The organism is Nocardia sp. NPDC005746, assembly GCF_040630785.1.
In the GTDB taxonomy this organism is placed as follows: Bacteria; Actinomycetota; Actinomycetes; order Mycobacteriales; family Mycobacteriaceae; genus Nocardia.
Window position 1 is genome coordinate 754,794 of sequence record NZ_JBEXYE010000001.1, and the last position, 14,943, is coordinate 769,736.

The window sequence follows — 14,943 nt, forward strand, 5'->3', positions numbered from 1 at the left end:
CTTCCGCCATGTCCGGGCCGAAATTCGGTGGCGGCGCGACTCCGGTATGGCCGATGCTGGGATGCGATGCTCACCGACGCACAGATCGCCTCCTTCATCGCCGACGGTTTCGTGAAGATCGACGGCGCCTTCTCGGCCGAGACCGCTGCCGCGGGCCGGTCGATTCTGTGGCGCGAAACCGGTTGCGACCCCGACGATCCCGCGACCTGGACGCAGCCGGTGATTCGGCTCTGGGACCATGCCGAGGAGCCGTTCACCCGAGCGGTCACCGCCGCGCCCCTGGTCGAGGCATACGACCAGCTGGCGGGCCCCGGCCGCTGGATCCCGCGCCGGAGCCTGGGCAGCTGGCCGATTCGCTTTCCCAGCCCGGAGCCGCCGGGTGATGACGGCTGGCATGTGGATGTCAGCTTTCCCGGCGACGCCGCGCGCGACGACTATCTGAGCTGGCGGGTGAACGTCTTCTCGCAGGGCCGCTGCCTGCTCATGCTGTTCCTCTTCTCCGATATCGGCGTCGACGACGCACCGACCCGCATCCGTGTGGGCTCGCACCTGCGTCTGGCCCGGGAGCTGGAATCGTTCGGTGAGGCGGGTACCACGATGTTCGACCTGGCCGACTTCTACACCGCCACGGGGGATCTCCCCGAGGCATTGGCCACCGGCGCGGCGGGCGATGTCTACCTGTGCCATCCGTTCCTGATCCACGCCGCCCAGCCCAATCGCACCGGACGCCCAAGATTCCTGGCACAGCCCCCACTGCTGTCCCGCGATCCCTGTGTCCTGGACCGGCCGGACGGCGCGTATTCCCCGGTGGAGCAGGCTATTCGGCTGGGTATCGGCGAGCCGGTGCGCTGAGGTTCAGCGGCTGCGGTCGATCACCGGTGCGAACGCATCGGCGAGGTCGCCGGGCACCAGGATTTCGTCGATGCCGAGCTTCTCGCGGCGACGCTCGAGCAGTTCGGCCGCCGCGCCTGGATCGGCGGGCAGCAGGGCGGCCGCGCCGGCGGCGCGCAGCCGATCCACGCTGAGGCCCCGGAACTTGCTCAGATACGGCGGCAGGATCTCGCCGATGGCGACCAGTTGCAGGCTGAACGGGATCGGGCGGTCGGTGCGGTCGCGGACCTGTGCGACGATGTCGGCCAGGTCGTCCTCGGTGGCGGCCGGATCGACGGCGAGGTGGATGCGGTCCGCGATCTCCGCGCAGGCGCCGAGCATGCGCGCGCCGGACGCGGCGATGACGATGGGCGGCACGGGCGAGACCTCCGCGCGGACTGCCCGCACGACGTCCACCAGGTGGTCGCGCCGCTGAGTCCCGGAACCGAAAGCGACACCGAGCTTTTCGGCCTCGGCAGCCGCATCGGGCCGTCCGGTCCCGAGCCCGAGCTCGAACCGGCCGTCGGAAAGCAGTTGCAGCGCAGCGGTTTCGCGGACGGTGGCGGCTGCCGACCGCATCGGCGCGGCCAGCACGTTGGGCCGGAGCCGCAGGGTGGTGGTGACGGCGGCCGCGGCGGCCAGCGCTGGGAACGGCGAGGGCGTGTAGAGCGTGTCGGGCAGCAGCACGGTGCCGTAACCCTGCCGCTCGGCGGCCTGTACCGCTTGGATCCACGTGGCCCCTGACCGGGGCGCGATGACAATGCCGAAGTTCATGCTCATGCCTTCGAGCATGCGCGGATTCTACTGGCGGGGAATCCGCTTCGAGTCGGCTTCTCGACTACGTCCGGGTGCGTACCCGGCGGCGACCTAATCGCCGACCGATTCGGGGAGGTTCGCGTGATTGCTACCCTGCCCCGATGTTCGTGGTTCGTTCCTGTTTTCCGGTGTTGACCGGGCTCGCGCTCCTGGCGTCGACGGCGGCGTGCTCGGGGAGCGATGCCGCGTCACCGGCGACGTCCACGCCGCCGACGGGGACGACGACGGCCGCGGCGACCCCGTCGATTCCCGCCACCTCCGGCGCCCTGCCGCCCGCCGCGGATGCGCAGGGCTGGCAGGATTCCTTCGCGCGCTGCGGAGATGGTGAACGCCCGGTGCTGCTGATCGGCGCCCTGCTCGGGACCACGCAGCGTCTGGCGGTGTGCGAGGAGCCCGGTGGTCCGCGGGTGCTGCGCGCCGATGTCCCGCAGTTGCGTGCGCAGCCGTTCGAGGCCAAGTTCTTCACCTTCACCGCCAACAGTCAGCAGTTCCTCGCCGCGGACGGCATGAAGCTGGACCTGTCGCGTCAGATGGTGACGATCACCGATGATCCGCAGATGAAACGCGGTGTGGTGCAGAGCTTCACGGTGGGGGAGTACTGGAGCACCTTCTGATCACTGCCAGCCGGGCCGGACCAGGCCGGATTCGTAGGCCAGGACCACCAGTTGGGTGCGGTCGCGGGCACCGAGTTTGACCAGGATGCGGCTGACGTGGGTGCGGGCGGTGGCGGGGCTGAGGTAGAGGCGTTCGGCGATCTCGGCGTTGGTGAGGCCCTCGGCGACGAGGGTCATGACTTCGCGTTCGCGGTCGGTGAGTTCGGAGAAGGCGGCGGCGGGGGCGGGTTTGGCGTGGGTGGCGAATTCCGCGACCAGGCGTTTGGTGACGCTGGGGGAGAGCAGGGCGTCACCGCCCGCGACCACCCGGACGGCCTTGACCAGGTCGGCGGGTTCGGTGTGTTTGACCAGGAAGCCGGTGGCTCCGGCGCGCATCGCCTCGAAGACGTATTCGTCGAGGTCGAAGGTGGTGAGCACGATGACCTTCACCGCCGCGAGGGCCGGGTCGGCCGCGATGGCGCGGGTGGCGGCCAGCCCGTCCAGGACCGGCATGCGGATGTCCATGAGCACGATGTCGGGGACCAGGGTTCGGGCCAGGTCGACGGCCTGGCCGCCGTGGTCGGCCTCGCCCACCACCTCGATGTCGTCCTGGGCGCCGAGCAGGGCGACGAAGCCCGCGCGCACCAGCGCCTGGTCGTCGGCGATCACCACTCGGATCGGCATCGGTCCTCCTCGAATTCCCAGGTTACGCAGCCGGTTCGGGGTGGGCCAGGTGGGTGGGCAGGCGCGCCTTGACCCGGAATCCGCCGTCGGCCTTGGGTTCGGCGGAGAGCTGCCCGCCCAGCGCGTGGGCGCGTTCGGTCATGCCGGTGATGCCGTGGCCGCCGGACGGCGACTGGGGCGCGGGCTGGCGGGTGGGCCGGGTGTTGTCGATGGTGAGCTGCAGCCGTTCGGCCGCATAGTGCACGGTGACAAGCACGCTCGCGCCGGGCGCGTGCCGCACCACATTGGTGAGCGACTCCTGCACGATGCGGGCGGCGGCCACGTCGACCACGGCGGGCAGCCGGCGCGGTCCGCCGGTGACCATGGTGTGCACCTCGAGTCCGGCGGCGCGGGCCGGTCCGGTGAGTTTCTCGAGGTCGGTGATGCCGATGGTGGGCGTGGTGGGGGCGGCGACGGTGGCGGTGCCGCCGCGGATGGATCGCAGCAGGGCGTTGACCTCGCCGAGCGCGTCCTTGCTGGCGGTCTTGATGGCGGCCAGCGCGGTGGCGGCCTGTTCGGGCTTGCGCTCGAACAACTCCAGCGCGACCGAGGACTGCACATTGATCAGCGAGAGGCTGTGCGCCAGCACGTCGTGCAGTTCGCGCGCGATGGCCAGGCGCTCCTCGGTGACCCGCTGTTCCCGCTCCGCCGATTCCAGGGCGTGCTGGGCGCGGGCGCGCTGCCGTTCGGCCTGTTCCTCGCGTGCCGCGGCTTCGGCGCGCTGCCGCCGCGCGATCAGGGCGACGCGCCGCTGCCGCAGCCCCTCGGCCGCGGCCGCCAGCAGGAAAAGCCAAGCGAGCAAACCGAATTCCTGCCAGGCGCTGGTCCGGTACCCGCACCACCCGGGAACCGGCCACACCATGAGCAGATACCCGACGGCGACGAACGGGTAGGTGTACCAACGGGATCCGCGTACGGCGGCGGTCAGGAAGGCGATGACGAGCGATACGAAGATCGGCCCGTATCCATAACCGAACAGTAGGTACGCGACGGTGACGGCCATCGTCCCGTAGAACACCCCCAGCGGGTACCGCCGGCGCAGCAGAAGCAGCACCGGACCCACCGCGAGCAGCACGTATCCGAGCAGGTCGAGGGCGCGCACGTTCTGATGGTGATTGGCCAGCGTGCCCGCGCCGAGCTGTATCGCCCCCACCGCCAGAGCCGGGAGCACGTCGCGCCGACCCAGCCTTCCCCCGCGTGTGTCCATAGCTGCACCGTAGCGCCGTCGGCGGGCAGCGGCACCGTGTCACACCGAAATACGTCCGGATACGACCCCCGAATACGTCTCGATACGTACACCCGATCACGCGCCGGGACGGATTACTTTCCGTCCCCGGAATCGGATCGTGTAAGCCATGAACGAAGCGATCGCCGTCACCGACCGGCTGACCAAGCGCTACGGCTCCCACACCGCCGTGGACGCGGTCAGCATGAGCGTGCGCCGCGGCGAGATCTACGGGTTCCTGGGCCCCAACGGCGCGGGCAAGACCACCACGCTGCGCATGCTGGCCGGTCTCATCCGCCCGGACTCCGGCGCCGCGACCGTGCTCGGCCGCGCGCCCGGCGACCCGGATGCGCTGCGCCGCATGGGCGTTCTCATCGAGGGCCCCGGCTTCTACCCCTATCTCTCGGGCCGCGACAACCTGCGCGTCCTGGCCCGTTATCGGGGGGTCGGCGACGACGCGGTCGCCGACGCCCTGGCCCGGGTGGACCTCTCCGCCCGCGGCAAGGACAGGTTCCGCACCTACTCGCTCGGCATGAAGCAGCGCCTCGGTGTCGCGGCCGCCCTGCTCGGCCACCCCGACCTGCTGATCCTCGACGAACCCACCAATGGCCTGGATCCCGCGGGCATGGCCGACATGCGGGAACTCATCACCGGACTCGCCGCCGACGGGCACACCGTCGTGCTGTCCAGTCACCTGCTCAGCGAAGTGCAGGAGATCTGCGATCGCGTCGGCGTCATCTCCGACGGCCGCCTGCTCACCGAATCGACGGTGCGGGACCTGCGCGGCCAGGCGTCCCTGCTCGTCCGTGCCGAGCCCTTGGAGGTGGCGTTCCAGGCCGTGCGCGCCGCGGTGGGGGAGCGATCCGCGCTGCTGACCGCCGCCGGAATCCGCGTCGACGCGGGATCCGCGCACGCCCCCGCGGTGGCGCGCGCGGTCATCGCGGCGGGCGCGGACCTGGTCGAGCTGCGCAGCGACGAAAAGTCCTTGGAAGAAGTGTTTTTCGAGATGACGGAGACAGCGAAATGACCGACCCCGGCGCACACGGGAACCACGGTGGCGCGTTCACGGATCTGGTGGCCAGCGCTCGAGCCGAACTGCTGCGGCTGCGCAAGTGGCCCGCCTTCTGGATCGTGCTCGGCACCTGGATCCTGCTGAACCTCACCTTCGCCTACCTGTTCAACTACCTGGCCTACACGACCGGCAGCAGCACGCGCATGTCCAATGGTCTGCCCCGCGACGTGCTCCTGCAGCAGATGCTGCCCGCCGCGGTGCCGGAGGTGTTCACGCAGGGCATGGCGCTGTTCGGGGGCGCGCTCATGCTGGTGCTGGGCGCGCTGGCGACGGGTAGCGGGTACGGCTGGGGCAGCTGGAAAACCGCACTCACGCAGGGCCCTTCGCGGGTGGCCGTGATCGGCGCGGTGGTGTCGAGCCTGGCGCTGACGGTGGTCGCGCTGGTGCTGGTCGCCTTCGCGGTCGACACCGGCGTGGCGGCACTCATCGCGAGCACCCAGGGGCAGTCCCTGGCGCTGCCGTCCATGGGACGGATGCTGCTCGGAATCGGTTCGGGCGCGGCGATTCTGGGCATGTGGACGCTGGCGGGCGCACTGATCGGGACCGCTGCCCGGGGTCCCGCGCTGGCGGTCGGTCTCGGCCTGGTGTGGGTGCTGGTGGTGGAGAATCTGCTGCGTGGCGTCGGCGCGATCCTCGCACCGATCGAGGGGGTCACCGATCACCTGCCGGGTACGGCCGCCGGTTCACTCGCGGGCGCGATGCGCACGGTGAGCGGCCCGGCCACGCCGGGGGTGCTGAACATCCTCTCGCGCGGCGAGTCCGTGATCGTGCTGGCCGTCTACGTGCTGCTGTTCGCGGGCGGCACGATCTGGCTGGTCCGCCGTCGCGACATGGTGTGAGGCACAAGGGAATACCGTGTGCCGCGACCGTCCACCCGACCCGTGGACGGTCGCGGCGCCGCGTCATGGCCGGGGTGAGTCCAGCACGCCGTGCGCGAGCCGCGCGAGTCCGGCGGCGATCTGCCCGGTGCTGAGGCCGCGGTCGCGCTGCTGCCGGTACACCTCGGCGGCGAGCGGGGCGAGGAGGGCGTCCACCAGTGCATCCGGTTCGGCCACACCGGCTTCGGTGAGCAGTGTCCGTACGTGTAGCGCCCAGAATCGGTAGGCGCCGGTGCGGAAGCGCGCGCCCCCGGTTTCCGCGCCGAGCACCAAATGGGCGTGGGTGTCGAGCAATTCGAGCATCGCGGCATAGAACGCGGTGAGCCGTTCGGCGGGCGGTGCGCCCGGCCCGAGCGGGGGTTCCCCGCGTAACAGCTGTTCCTGCAGCGCCTTCTCGTGTTCGTCGAGCAGGGCCACCGCGATCGAGCCCACGTCCGGGTAGCGCCGGTACAGCGTCCCGCGGCCGACCCCGGCGGCCTTGGCGATGTCGTCCATGGTGACCGTGCGCGGGTCGCGGTCGGCGAACAGTCGCGCGGCGGCGGCCAGCACCTTGGCCCGGTTGCGAGCCGCGTCAGCGCGTTCGACGGGCGCGGCCTGGTCGTCGATGAGCGGTAGGCCGGGGGGGTTCATGCAGCTCACTGTAGCCGCCGCGGAATAAGTGGACAATATGTCCGGTTCAGGTCTACCGTCGGAGAAATAAACGGACAGCATGTCCACTTGATGGGAGACTCGCTCATGACCACGCTGCTGCACCTCGACGCCAGCGCCCGCCGCAACTCCGTCAGTCGCCTGCTCGGCGGGACCTTCGCCGACGCCTGGCGGGCCGAACACCCCGACGGCGCCTACGTCCACCGCGACCTGGCCGCAGACCCCATCCCGTTCATCGGCGAGGGCTGGACCGAACTGTGCGACCGCGTCCTCGCGCACGGCAGCACCGACCTGGACCGTCTGGCCGACCTGGTGGACTCACCCGCGCAGCAGCGGGCCTGGGAAATCGTCGAACCCCTGCTCGCCGAGGTCCGCGCCGCCGATGTGGTGCTGATCGGCACGCCGATGTACAACTACTCGATCCCGGCGAGCCTCAAGGCCTGGCTGGACCAGGTCACCTTCCCGCGAATGTCGCTGGCCCCCACCCGATTCGTGGTGGTGACCGCCCGCGGCGGCGCGTACTCCCCGGGCGCGCCCAAGGCGATCTACGACTACCAGGAGCGCTATCTGCGCGACTTCTTCGCCGGCCACTTCGCCGTCGAGGACACGGTTTTCGTCAACGCCGAACTGGTGAACGCCCGTCATGATCCGGCGCTGGCCCACCTGCGCGACAAGCACGACGCCTCCTACGCGGCCGCCCTCGACGCGGTCCGCGCGCTCGGAAAGGAGTACTGACATGAACTGGCTCGTCCTGGGTGTGGCCGGCCTGGTGGAGATCGCCTGGTCGCAGTCCATCAAACCGACCCAGAATTTCACCAAGCCGCTCCCGACCCTGGTGTGCTTCCTGCTCGCGGCGGTCGCGGTGTACCTGCTGTCCTACGCCATGCAGTCGCTGCCGGTGGGCACCGCGTACGCGATCTTCACCGGCATCGGGGCGGTCGGCGCGATCGCGCTGGGTGTGCTGGTGCAGAAGGACCCGCTCAGCGTGGGCCGGATGCTGGCGCTGTCCATGATCATCGGCGGCATCGTGCTCGCCCGGGTCACCAATCCCGGGTGAGCGCGGTTCGGGGCGGTATCGTCGCCGCCCATGAACGCTGCGCCTTCGCGGCCACCCGACCTCGCCGCGCGACCGTTCTCGCTGGTCGCCGAACGCATCATGGCCGCCTCCCCGGCCGAGCTGTATCGCATGGCCACCAGACAGTTCGGGACCTGGTTCGCGGACCCGGGTTCGGTGCGCATGCGGCCCGAGGTGAACGAGCCGTTCTACTTCACGGCGGGCGGCGGCCACCCGCACTACGGGCGTTTCCTCCGCCTGGTCCCGGACAACCTGGTGGAGCTCACCTGGATCACCGACGGCACGGCGGGCGCGGAAACCGTGCTCACGGTGGAACTCTCGGCGCACGGCGCGGGCACCGCCCTGCTGCTCACCCACGCCGGATTCCCCGACGAGCCCGCCCGGGACCGGCACCGGCAGTCCTGGCCGCACATCCTCGAACACTGGGACCACAGCGCCGCCGCCACCGGGTAGGTTCGAGCGGAAGTCGAGTTCCCCCATACGAAAGGACGTAACGATGCCTACACGTTCCGCGCGTACCAGCTGGTCCGGTGGTCTGCAGGACGGTTCCGGTCAGGTCGAGCTGGTCAGCTCGGGCGTCGGCAAGTACGACGTCTCGTTCCCCAAGCGCGCCGCCGACGCGGCCGACGGCACCACCAGCCCCGAAGAGCTCATCGCGGCCGCGCACTCCTCCTGCTACGCCATGGCCCTGTCCGGCGAGATCGGCAAGGCGGGCGGCACCGTGCAGAGCCTCGACATCACCGCCGACGTCACCTTGGGCCCGGACCCGGCCGGCGGCTTCCGCATCTCCAAGATCAAGCTGACTCTGGTCGGCAAGGCCTCCGGCATCGACGAGGCCGGGTTCCTGGCCGCCGCCGAGGCCGCCAAGGCGGGCTGCCCGGTGTCCAAGGCGCTGACCGGCGTCGACACCATCGAATTGGACGCCACCTTCGAGGCCTAGTCCTCGAGGCGTAGTGCGCGAAGTCCCGGCTGACTCTTTCGTCTGCCGGGACTAGTTCTTTCGGTCAGACTTGCCCCGGAAGCGGGCGATGAGCTCGAAATTCACGCTGCCGCACCGTTAGCCTCGCTGTCACTGCCGGTCGAGAACTGGAGGTGAGCAGTAGTCATGGGGTCACCGGTGTCGGTTGACACACCACGGGAATCATCGATCGCCGATCCGCTGCCGCGCGTGCTCGCGCTGGACGCGGCCCGCGGGATCGCGGTGCTCGGCATGTTCGCGGTCCATGTCGGGCCGCCGCGGGAGAGTTCCGGCGCGGGCTGGCTGACGGTCTTCGAGGGCCGTTCAGCGGCCTTGTTCGCGGTGCTCGCGGGCGTCTCCCTGGCCCTCATGTCGGCCGGGGCGCAACCGGTCACCGGTCGGGCCGCCCGCCGCGTGGTGGTGCGCGTCGCCGCCCGCGCGATCCTGGTCGCGCTGCTGGGCCTGGCACTGGCGCAACTGCATTCCGGTATCGGAATCGCGCTCATCCTGACCTATTACGGCCTGTTCTTCCTGCTGGCGCTGCCCGCGCTGTGGTTGAGTGCGCGGGGGCTAGCCCTGCTGGCGGCGATCTGGGCGATCGCGGGGCCGATCGAGTCCTATGCGATCCGAAATCAGATGGAGCAGAACGCCTTCGGCGGCCATCCGGACTTCGGCATGCTCACCTCCTGGTCCGGCGTGAAGCAGGCATTCCAGATGCTGGCGCTCACCGGCACCTACCCGGCGCTGACCTGGATGCCGTTCCTCTTCGCTGGTATGGCCCTGGGCCGCTGGGGGATTCGCTCGCTACGTCCGCGGCCGGTGCTCGGCGTTGGCGCGGCGCTCGCGCTGCTCGGCTACGGCGGTTCGTGGCTGGTGCAGCATCCGTTCGGCGGCCGCGCGCACCTGGTCGAGCTGCTCACCCGGACGATGTCGGAGGCGGGCATCACCGATTTCGATCCGGGCCAGGTCATCGACGCGGCCGGATTCGGCGCGGTGTCCACGACCAGCCCGTGGTGGCTGACCGTCGCGACCCCGCACAGCGGCACCCCGTTCGAGGTACTCGGCGCGACCGGCGTCGCCTTCCTGGTGATCGGCGTCCTGATGGCGGTGGTGCCGCGCACCGGAATCGCGTTGCGGCCCTTGACCGCCGCGGGCTCGTGCGCCCTGAGTCTCTACATCCTGCAGGTGATCGCGGTCAGCGTGCTGGTGCCGGTCCCGGATCCGGCGGCGACTTCACTGCCCGGCGGTATCCACGGGCCGGGCTGGCCACTGCTGGCACTGCTGGCGCTCGGCTCGCTGGTGGCGGCGACCCTATGGCGCTACCGCTTCCGCCGCGGTCCGGCGGAATGGTTGCTCCACAAGGCCACCTACCGGGCCTGATCAGGCGTTCTTACCCGCCACATCCAGGACGACCTCGAACTCCAGCAGCGACGCGCCGGTCGAGACGGGCTTGCGTGCCTCGCCCGCGTGCGCCTCGCGCGCCGGGCCGTCCCGCCACGCCGCGAAGGACTCCTCCGAATCCCACTGCGTGACAACGAAGTAGCGATTGTCACCGGCGACCGGGCGGAGCAGCTGGAAGCCCAGGAACCCGGGCGAGTTCTCGACCGCGTGCGCGCGGTGCGCGAAACGCTTCTCCAGTTCGGGGCCGGCGCCCTCGGGGACCTCGATTGCGTTGATCTTGACGACTGCCATGCCTGCGAATGTACTCCGGCACTCCGGACGTATCGTTCGGGGCGATGTTGTATGACGAAGGCGGCACCGGGACTCCGATCCTGCTGCTGCATGGGCTGATGGGCAGTGCCCGGACCTGGCGGGCGCAGCTGCCCTGGGTGCGGGAATTCGGGCACGTGTACACGTTCGACGCGGCCGGGCACGGGCGGCCCGCGCCGCCGCGGCTCACCACCGAGGCCTTCGTGGCCGATCTCGCGGCCGCGACCGCGCACATCGACGAGCCGATGGTGGTGATCGGGCACTCCATGGGCGGCCTGCACGGCTGGATGTTCACCGCCGCCCACCCGGACCGGGTCCGGGCGCTGGTGGTCGAGGACATGGCCCCCGACTTCCAGGGGCGCACCGCGGCGGACTGGGCGGCCATGGTCGAGGCCTGGCCGGTCCCGTTCGCGACCGAGGCGGCCGTGCTGGAGTTCTTCGGCCCGGTGGCCGGACGCTACTTCCTGGACTCCTTCCGGCGCGAGCCCGACGGCTACCACCTGCACGGCGAGGTGCCGACCTTCCGGGACATCTCCGAGGAGTGGGGCACCCGCGACTTCTGGGCGCAATGGAAGTCGGTGACCGTGCCCGCGCTGCTGATCGAGGGCGAGTACACCATCACGCCGCCGGGTCAGATGCGGGAGATGGCCGCGCTGCATCCGGACGCCCGGCACGTGGTCGTCGCGGACGCCGGGCACCTGGTGCACGACGATCAACCGGCCGTCTACCGGGCCGCAGTCGAGGATTTCCTGCGTCGCGTCCTCGTTTGAGGGCGGGTGCCTTCAGTCGGGTGGGGTGGCCGTCGTATGCTCGGCTCGACCGCGACTCCTGACGGATGGTGACCACGATGATCGACTTCTCGATTCCCGCCGACCTCGCTGCCGAACGCGACCGCGTTCGCCAGTTCGTCATCGACAAGATCGTGCCCTTCGAACGCGACCCGCGCCTGACCGCGCACGGCCCCAACGACGAACTGCGCCAGGAAATGGTGGAACTGGCCCGCGCCGAGAAGCTGCTCACCATCCAGGCCCCCGTGGAGCTGGGCGGGCGCGGCCTGACCCACGTCGAGCAGGCCGTGCTGTACGAGGCCGCCGGCTGGTCCACCCTCGGCCCGGTCGCCATGAACTGCGCCGCCCCCGACGAGGGCAACATGTTCATGCTGTCCAAGATCGCGAATCCGGAACAGACGCAACGCTTCCTGCAGCCGGTGATCGACGGCCACCAGCGCTCGGTCTTCGCCATGACCGAGCCGGGCGGCGCGGGCTCCGACCCCAACCAGCTCGCCACCGAGGCCGTCTTCGACGGCGAGAACTTCACCATCAACGGCCGCAAATGGCTGATCACCGGCGCCGACGGCGCCAAGACCTGGATCATCATGGCGCGCCTGGCCGCCAACCCGCACCTGCCCGAGGGCCCCACCCTGTTCCTCTGCGACGGCGACACCGAGGGCATCGTCATCGAGCGGATCATGAACACCATGGACCGCAACTACGTCGGCGGCCACGCGGTGGTGAACTTCGAAAACCTGGTGCTGCCCAGGGAATCCGTGCTCGGCGAGACCGGCCAGGCGCTGCGCTACGCCCAGCTGCGGCTGGCCCCCGCCCGCCTCACCCACTGCATGCGCTGGCTCGGCGCCGCCGAACGCGCCCAGGCCATCGCGGTCGACTACGCCAAGTCCCGCACCGCCTTCGGCAAGCCGATCGGCGAGCACCAGGGCGTGTCGTTCATGCTGGCGGACAATGAGATCGCGCTGCACCAGTGCCGCCTCACCATCTGGCACGCCTGCTGGCTGATGGATCAGGGCCACAAGGCCCGCCACGAGTCCTCGATCGCCAAGTCCTCCGTCTCCGAGGAATTGTTCAAGGTCACCGACCGCTGCGTCCAGGTGCTCGGCGGCATCGGCATCTCCGACGAGACCGTGGTCGAGATGATCTTCCGCGACATGCGCGCCTTCCGCCTCTACGACGGCCCCACCGAGGTGCACAAGTACGCCATCGGCCGGCAGATCCTCCGCGCCTGAGCTGTGGGAACCTGCCCGGAGTCGGACACAGGGCCTAATATGCACCGCATGAGTTCGGAATTGCTTGTGGACGTCTCCGGGGGCGTCGCGGTCCTGACGCTCAACCGGCCCGCCCAGCAAAACGCGCTGACTCCGGCCATGGCGTCGGAACTCGGTGCGTCCCTGCGTCGCTGCGACAACGATGACGCCATCGGCGCGGTCGTCATCACCGGCACCGCGCCCGCGTTCTGCGCGGGCGCGGACCTGTCGCTCAAGGTCGGCGAGGTCAACGGCCTCATCGACCCGGCGCCGTTCCGGATCCGGAAACCGGTCATCGCCGCGGTCAACGGGCACGCCGTCGGCATCGGCCTGGAGATCGCGCTGCAGTGCGACCTGCGCTACCTGGCCCGCGACGCCGTGTACGCCCTCAACCAGGTCCGCCGCGGCGCGCTCGCCGACGGCTTCGCGCACTGGACCCTGCCCCGCCTGATCGGCAGCGCCCGCGCCGCCGACCTGCTGCTCACCGGCCGCACCTTCGACGGCGACGAGGCGTACGCGCTCGGCATCGCCAACTCCTGCCTGCATGCCGCCGAGGTCCTGCCCACCGCCCTCGAGGTGGCCCACGACATCGCCCACGGCTCGGCCCCGCTCCCGGTGGCGCTGTCCAAGCGCCTGCTCTGGGAGGCCCCCACCATGGACCCGGACACCGTGGGTCGCTTGGAAACCGAGCTCAACGACTACGTCGCCAAAAGCACCGACGGCGGCGAAGGCGTCGCGGCATTGAAGGACCGCCGCCCGCCGAAGTGGACCGGCAGTATCGCGGGGGAATGGCCTGCCTGGGACGGCATCACCGGCGGCGAGCAGCGCCCGGGCCTGGACTGACTCCGGGCGAGCCGCGTTCGGAGGTTCGGCGGCCGAGCCCCCGGGGAGTCGCTTACGCGCGTCCGCTGATCACCATCATCAGGAAGATGCTGCCGAACACGACCATCATGAACGTTCCGATGATGCCGAGGACGTAGCCGACCAGGACCTGCACCCGGCCACCGAAGCGCCCCCCGCCCTCCTCGATGTCGTTGAGCGCGCGGCGGCCGAGGGCCCACGCGATCGGTCCCAGCGCGCCGCAGCAGAACACGCTGAGCGCGCCCAGTAGCAGGACGGCGGTTGCGTGCTCGTGCTCGACGGGGGACCCGAGGGGCGGCTGATCGAAGACCACCGCCAAAGTTTACGGGCGGAAGGCGCCACGCGGCAGGTGGACGCGCGGTGTTCGCTTGGGCCACTTGATTATCGAGGCCGTCTGGACAGCGGCCGGTGATGGTCGAGTGACCGATTCGGAACCGGCGCCGTCGGATTCGGCACCGGCTCCACCGGCCTCAGGAGCGGCGCTGCCGCGCCACCTCGGCCAGCACGACGCCCGCCGCCACCGACGCGTTGAGCGACTCCACCGGCCCCGCCATCGGAATGCTCAGGATCGAGTCGCAGTTCTCGCGCACCAGTCGGGAGAGCCCCTTGCCCTCGGAGCCGACCACGATGACCGTCGGTGCGCTGCCGTCGAATTCGTCGAGGGTGGTGTCGCCGCCCGCGTCGAGCCCGACGATCTGATAGCCCTTGTTCGCCCAATCCTTCAGCGTGCGAGTCAGATTCGTGGCGCGCGCGACCGGAAGCCGCGCCGCCGCACCGGCACTCGTGCGCCACGCCACCGCGGTGACGCTGGCGCTGCGCCGCTGCGGGATGAGCACGCCCTGCCCGCCGAAGGCCGCCACGGACCGGATGACCGCGCCCAGGTTGCGCGGGTCGGTGATGTTGTCCAGCGCCACGATCAGCGCGGGCTCGCCGGAGTTGTGCACCCGGTCCACCAGATCGTCGGGGTGCGCGTACTTGTACGGCGGCACCTGCAGCGCCATGCCTTGGTGCATGCCGTTGTGGCTCATCTTGTCCAGGTCGGTGCGCGGCACCTCCAGGATCGAGATACCGATCTCGGCGGCCGTCTTCACCGCCTCGGAGAGCCGGTCGTCGTTCTCGGTGCCATTGGCGACATACAGGGCGGTGGCGGGCACGCCCGCGCGCAGGCACTCCACGACCGGGTTGCGGCCGAGCACCAGCTCGGGCCCCTCATTGTCCTTGCGGCCCGCGATGGGGCGGCTCGCATTGCGCGACCGGGTGGTGGCGGCGGTCGCCTCGGCCTTGGCCTTCGCCTTCGCGCGCTTGGCGGCGACGTGGTAGACGCGGTCCTCGGCCTTGGGGGTCGCCCCCTTGCCCTCGAGCCCACGCCGGCGCTGCCCGCCGGACCCGACGGTCTGCCCCTTCTTGCTGCCGGTCTTGCGGGTAGCCCCGCGTCGCTGGGAATTGCCTGCCATCACTTCGCCTTCCGTGTCTAAT

Annotated in this window: 19 protein-coding genes; 12 read left to right on the top strand and 7 right to left on the bottom strand. The window is 70.3% G+C overall.

Going from position 1 to position 14,943, the window contains the following annotated elements:
- The first annotated feature begins 66 nt into the window (after positions 1-66).
- Positions 67-852, top strand: a complete 786-nt coding sequence (locus ABZ412_RS03455; RefSeq protein ID WP_357275717.1) for a phytanoyl-CoA dioxygenase family protein — start codon at positions 67-69, stop codon at positions 850-852.
- A gap of 3 nt (positions 853-855) precedes the next feature.
- Here ABZ412_RS03455 and ABZ412_RS03460 read toward each other — a convergent pair whose 3' ends face one another.
- Positions 856-1,662, bottom strand: a complete 807-nt coding sequence (locus tag ABZ412_RS03460; protein ID WP_357275720.1) for an LLM class flavin-dependent oxidoreductase — start codon at positions 1,660-1,662, stop codon at positions 856-858.
- 125 nt (positions 1,663-1,787) lie between these two features.
- Here ABZ412_RS03460 and ABZ412_RS03465 point away from each other — a divergent pair, with 125 nt between their 5' ends.
- Positions 1,788-2,300, top strand: a complete 513-nt coding sequence (locus ABZ412_RS03465) for a hypothetical protein (RefSeq protein WP_357275722.1) — start codon at positions 1,788-1,790, stop codon at positions 2,298-2,300.
- Here the strand turns inward: ABZ412_RS03465 and ABZ412_RS03470 are convergent, their stop codons facing one another.
- On the bottom strand, positions 2,301-2,963 hold the full coding sequence (locus tag ABZ412_RS03470; RefSeq protein WP_357275724.1) for a response regulator transcription factor: 663 nt from the start codon (positions 2,961-2,963) through the stop codon (positions 2,301-2,303).
- 22 nt (positions 2,964-2,985) lie between these two features.
- The gene (locus tag ABZ412_RS03475) at positions 2,986-4,209 is read right to left on the bottom strand and encodes a sensor histidine kinase (RefSeq protein ID WP_357275726.1); all 1,224 of its coding nucleotides are present in this window, start codon (positions 4,207-4,209) and stop codon (positions 2,986-2,988) included.
- A gap of 148 nt (positions 4,210-4,357) precedes the next feature.
- Here ABZ412_RS03475 and ABZ412_RS03480 point away from each other — a divergent pair, with 148 nt between their 5' ends.
- Together ABZ412_RS03480 and ABZ412_RS03485 are read left to right on the top strand one after the other, a co-directional pair.
- Positions 4,358-5,254, top strand: a complete 897-nt coding sequence (locus tag ABZ412_RS03480; RefSeq protein ID WP_357275729.1) for an ABC transporter ATP-binding protein — start codon at positions 4,358-4,360, stop codon at positions 5,252-5,254.
- The gene (locus ABZ412_RS03485) at positions 5,251-6,138 is read left to right on the top strand and encodes an ABC transporter permease (RefSeq protein ID WP_357275731.1); all 888 of its coding nucleotides are present in this window, start codon (positions 5,251-5,253) and stop codon (positions 6,136-6,138) included. The genes ABZ412_RS03480 and ABZ412_RS03485 overlap by 4 nt, the downstream gene beginning before the upstream one ends.
- A gap of 63 nt (positions 6,139-6,201) precedes the next feature.
- On the opposite strand, the gene ABZ412_RS03490 is transcribed toward ABZ412_RS03485, so the two are convergent.
- Positions 6,202-6,807, bottom strand: coding sequence for a helix-turn-helix domain-containing protein (locus ABZ412_RS03490; protein ID WP_357275733.1), 606 nt, complete (start codon positions 6,805-6,807; stop codon positions 6,202-6,204).
- A 105-nt stretch (positions 6,808-6,912) separates the two neighbouring features.
- On the opposite strand from ABZ412_RS03490, the gene ABZ412_RS03495 reads away from it, so the two are divergent.
- From ABZ412_RS03495 to ABZ412_RS03515, 5 genes are all read left to right on the top strand, one after another.
- The gene (locus ABZ412_RS03495; protein ID WP_357275735.1) at positions 6,913-7,560 is read left to right on the top strand and encodes an NAD(P)H-dependent oxidoreductase; all 648 of its coding nucleotides are present in this window, start codon (positions 6,913-6,915) and stop codon (positions 7,558-7,560) included.
- 1 nt (position 7,561) lies between these two features.
- Positions 7,562-7,882: a multidrug efflux SMR transporter gene (locus ABZ412_RS03500; RefSeq protein WP_357275737.1), complete on the top strand. Its 321-nt coding sequence runs from the start codon at positions 7,562-7,564 to the stop codon at positions 7,880-7,882.
- A gap of 30 nt (positions 7,883-7,912) precedes the next feature.
- Positions 7,913-8,353, top strand: coding sequence for an SRPBCC domain-containing protein (locus ABZ412_RS03505; RefSeq protein WP_357275739.1), 441 nt, complete (start codon positions 7,913-7,915; stop codon positions 8,351-8,353).
- Positions 8,354-8,396: 43 nt separating this feature from the next.
- Positions 8,397-8,840: an OsmC family peroxiredoxin gene (locus tag ABZ412_RS03510; RefSeq protein ID WP_357275741.1), complete on the top strand. Its 444-nt coding sequence runs from the start codon at positions 8,397-8,399 to the stop codon at positions 8,838-8,840.
- Between the two features lie 177 nt (positions 8,841-9,017).
- Positions 9,018-10,238, top strand: a complete 1,221-nt coding sequence (locus ABZ412_RS03515) for a DUF418 domain-containing protein (RefSeq protein WP_357275743.1) — start codon at positions 9,018-9,020, stop codon at positions 10,236-10,238.
- Here the strand turns inward: ABZ412_RS03515 and mhuD are convergent, their stop codons facing one another.
- Complete coding sequence (mhuD, locus tag ABZ412_RS03520) at positions 10,239-10,550, bottom strand: mycobilin-forming heme oxygenase MhuD (RefSeq protein ID WP_357087432.1); 312 nt, start codon at positions 10,548-10,550, stop codon at positions 10,239-10,241.
- Between the two features lie 44 nt (positions 10,551-10,594).
- Here mhuD and ABZ412_RS03525 point away from each other — a divergent pair, with 44 nt between their 5' ends.
- From ABZ412_RS03525 to ABZ412_RS03535, 3 genes are all read left to right on the top strand, one after another.
- The gene (locus ABZ412_RS03525) at positions 10,595-11,338 is read left to right on the top strand and encodes an alpha/beta hydrolase (protein ID WP_357275745.1); all 744 of its coding nucleotides are present in this window, start codon (positions 10,595-10,597) and stop codon (positions 11,336-11,338) included.
- A gap of 77 nt (positions 11,339-11,415) precedes the next feature.
- Positions 11,416-12,588, top strand: a complete 1,173-nt coding sequence (locus ABZ412_RS03530; RefSeq protein WP_357275748.1) for an acyl-CoA dehydrogenase family protein — start codon at positions 11,416-11,418, stop codon at positions 12,586-12,588.
- 48 nt (positions 12,589-12,636) lie between these two features.
- Positions 12,637-13,449, top strand: a complete 813-nt coding sequence (locus tag ABZ412_RS03535) for an enoyl-CoA hydratase/isomerase family protein (protein WP_357275750.1) — start codon at positions 12,637-12,639, stop codon at positions 13,447-13,449.
- A gap of 52 nt (positions 13,450-13,501) precedes the next feature.
- Here ABZ412_RS03535 and ABZ412_RS03540 read toward each other — a convergent pair whose 3' ends face one another.
- The gene (locus ABZ412_RS03540; RefSeq protein WP_357275752.1) at positions 13,502-13,780 is read right to left on the bottom strand and encodes a DUF4190 domain-containing protein; all 279 of its coding nucleotides are present in this window, start codon (positions 13,778-13,780) and stop codon (positions 13,502-13,504) included.
- Between the two features lie 157 nt (positions 13,781-13,937).
- Complete coding sequence (rlmB, locus tag ABZ412_RS03545) at positions 13,938-14,921, bottom strand: 23S rRNA (guanosine(2251)-2'-O)-methyltransferase RlmB (RefSeq protein ID WP_357275754.1); 984 nt, start codon at positions 14,919-14,921, stop codon at positions 13,938-13,940.
- Positions 14,922-14,943 lie beyond the last annotated feature (22 nt).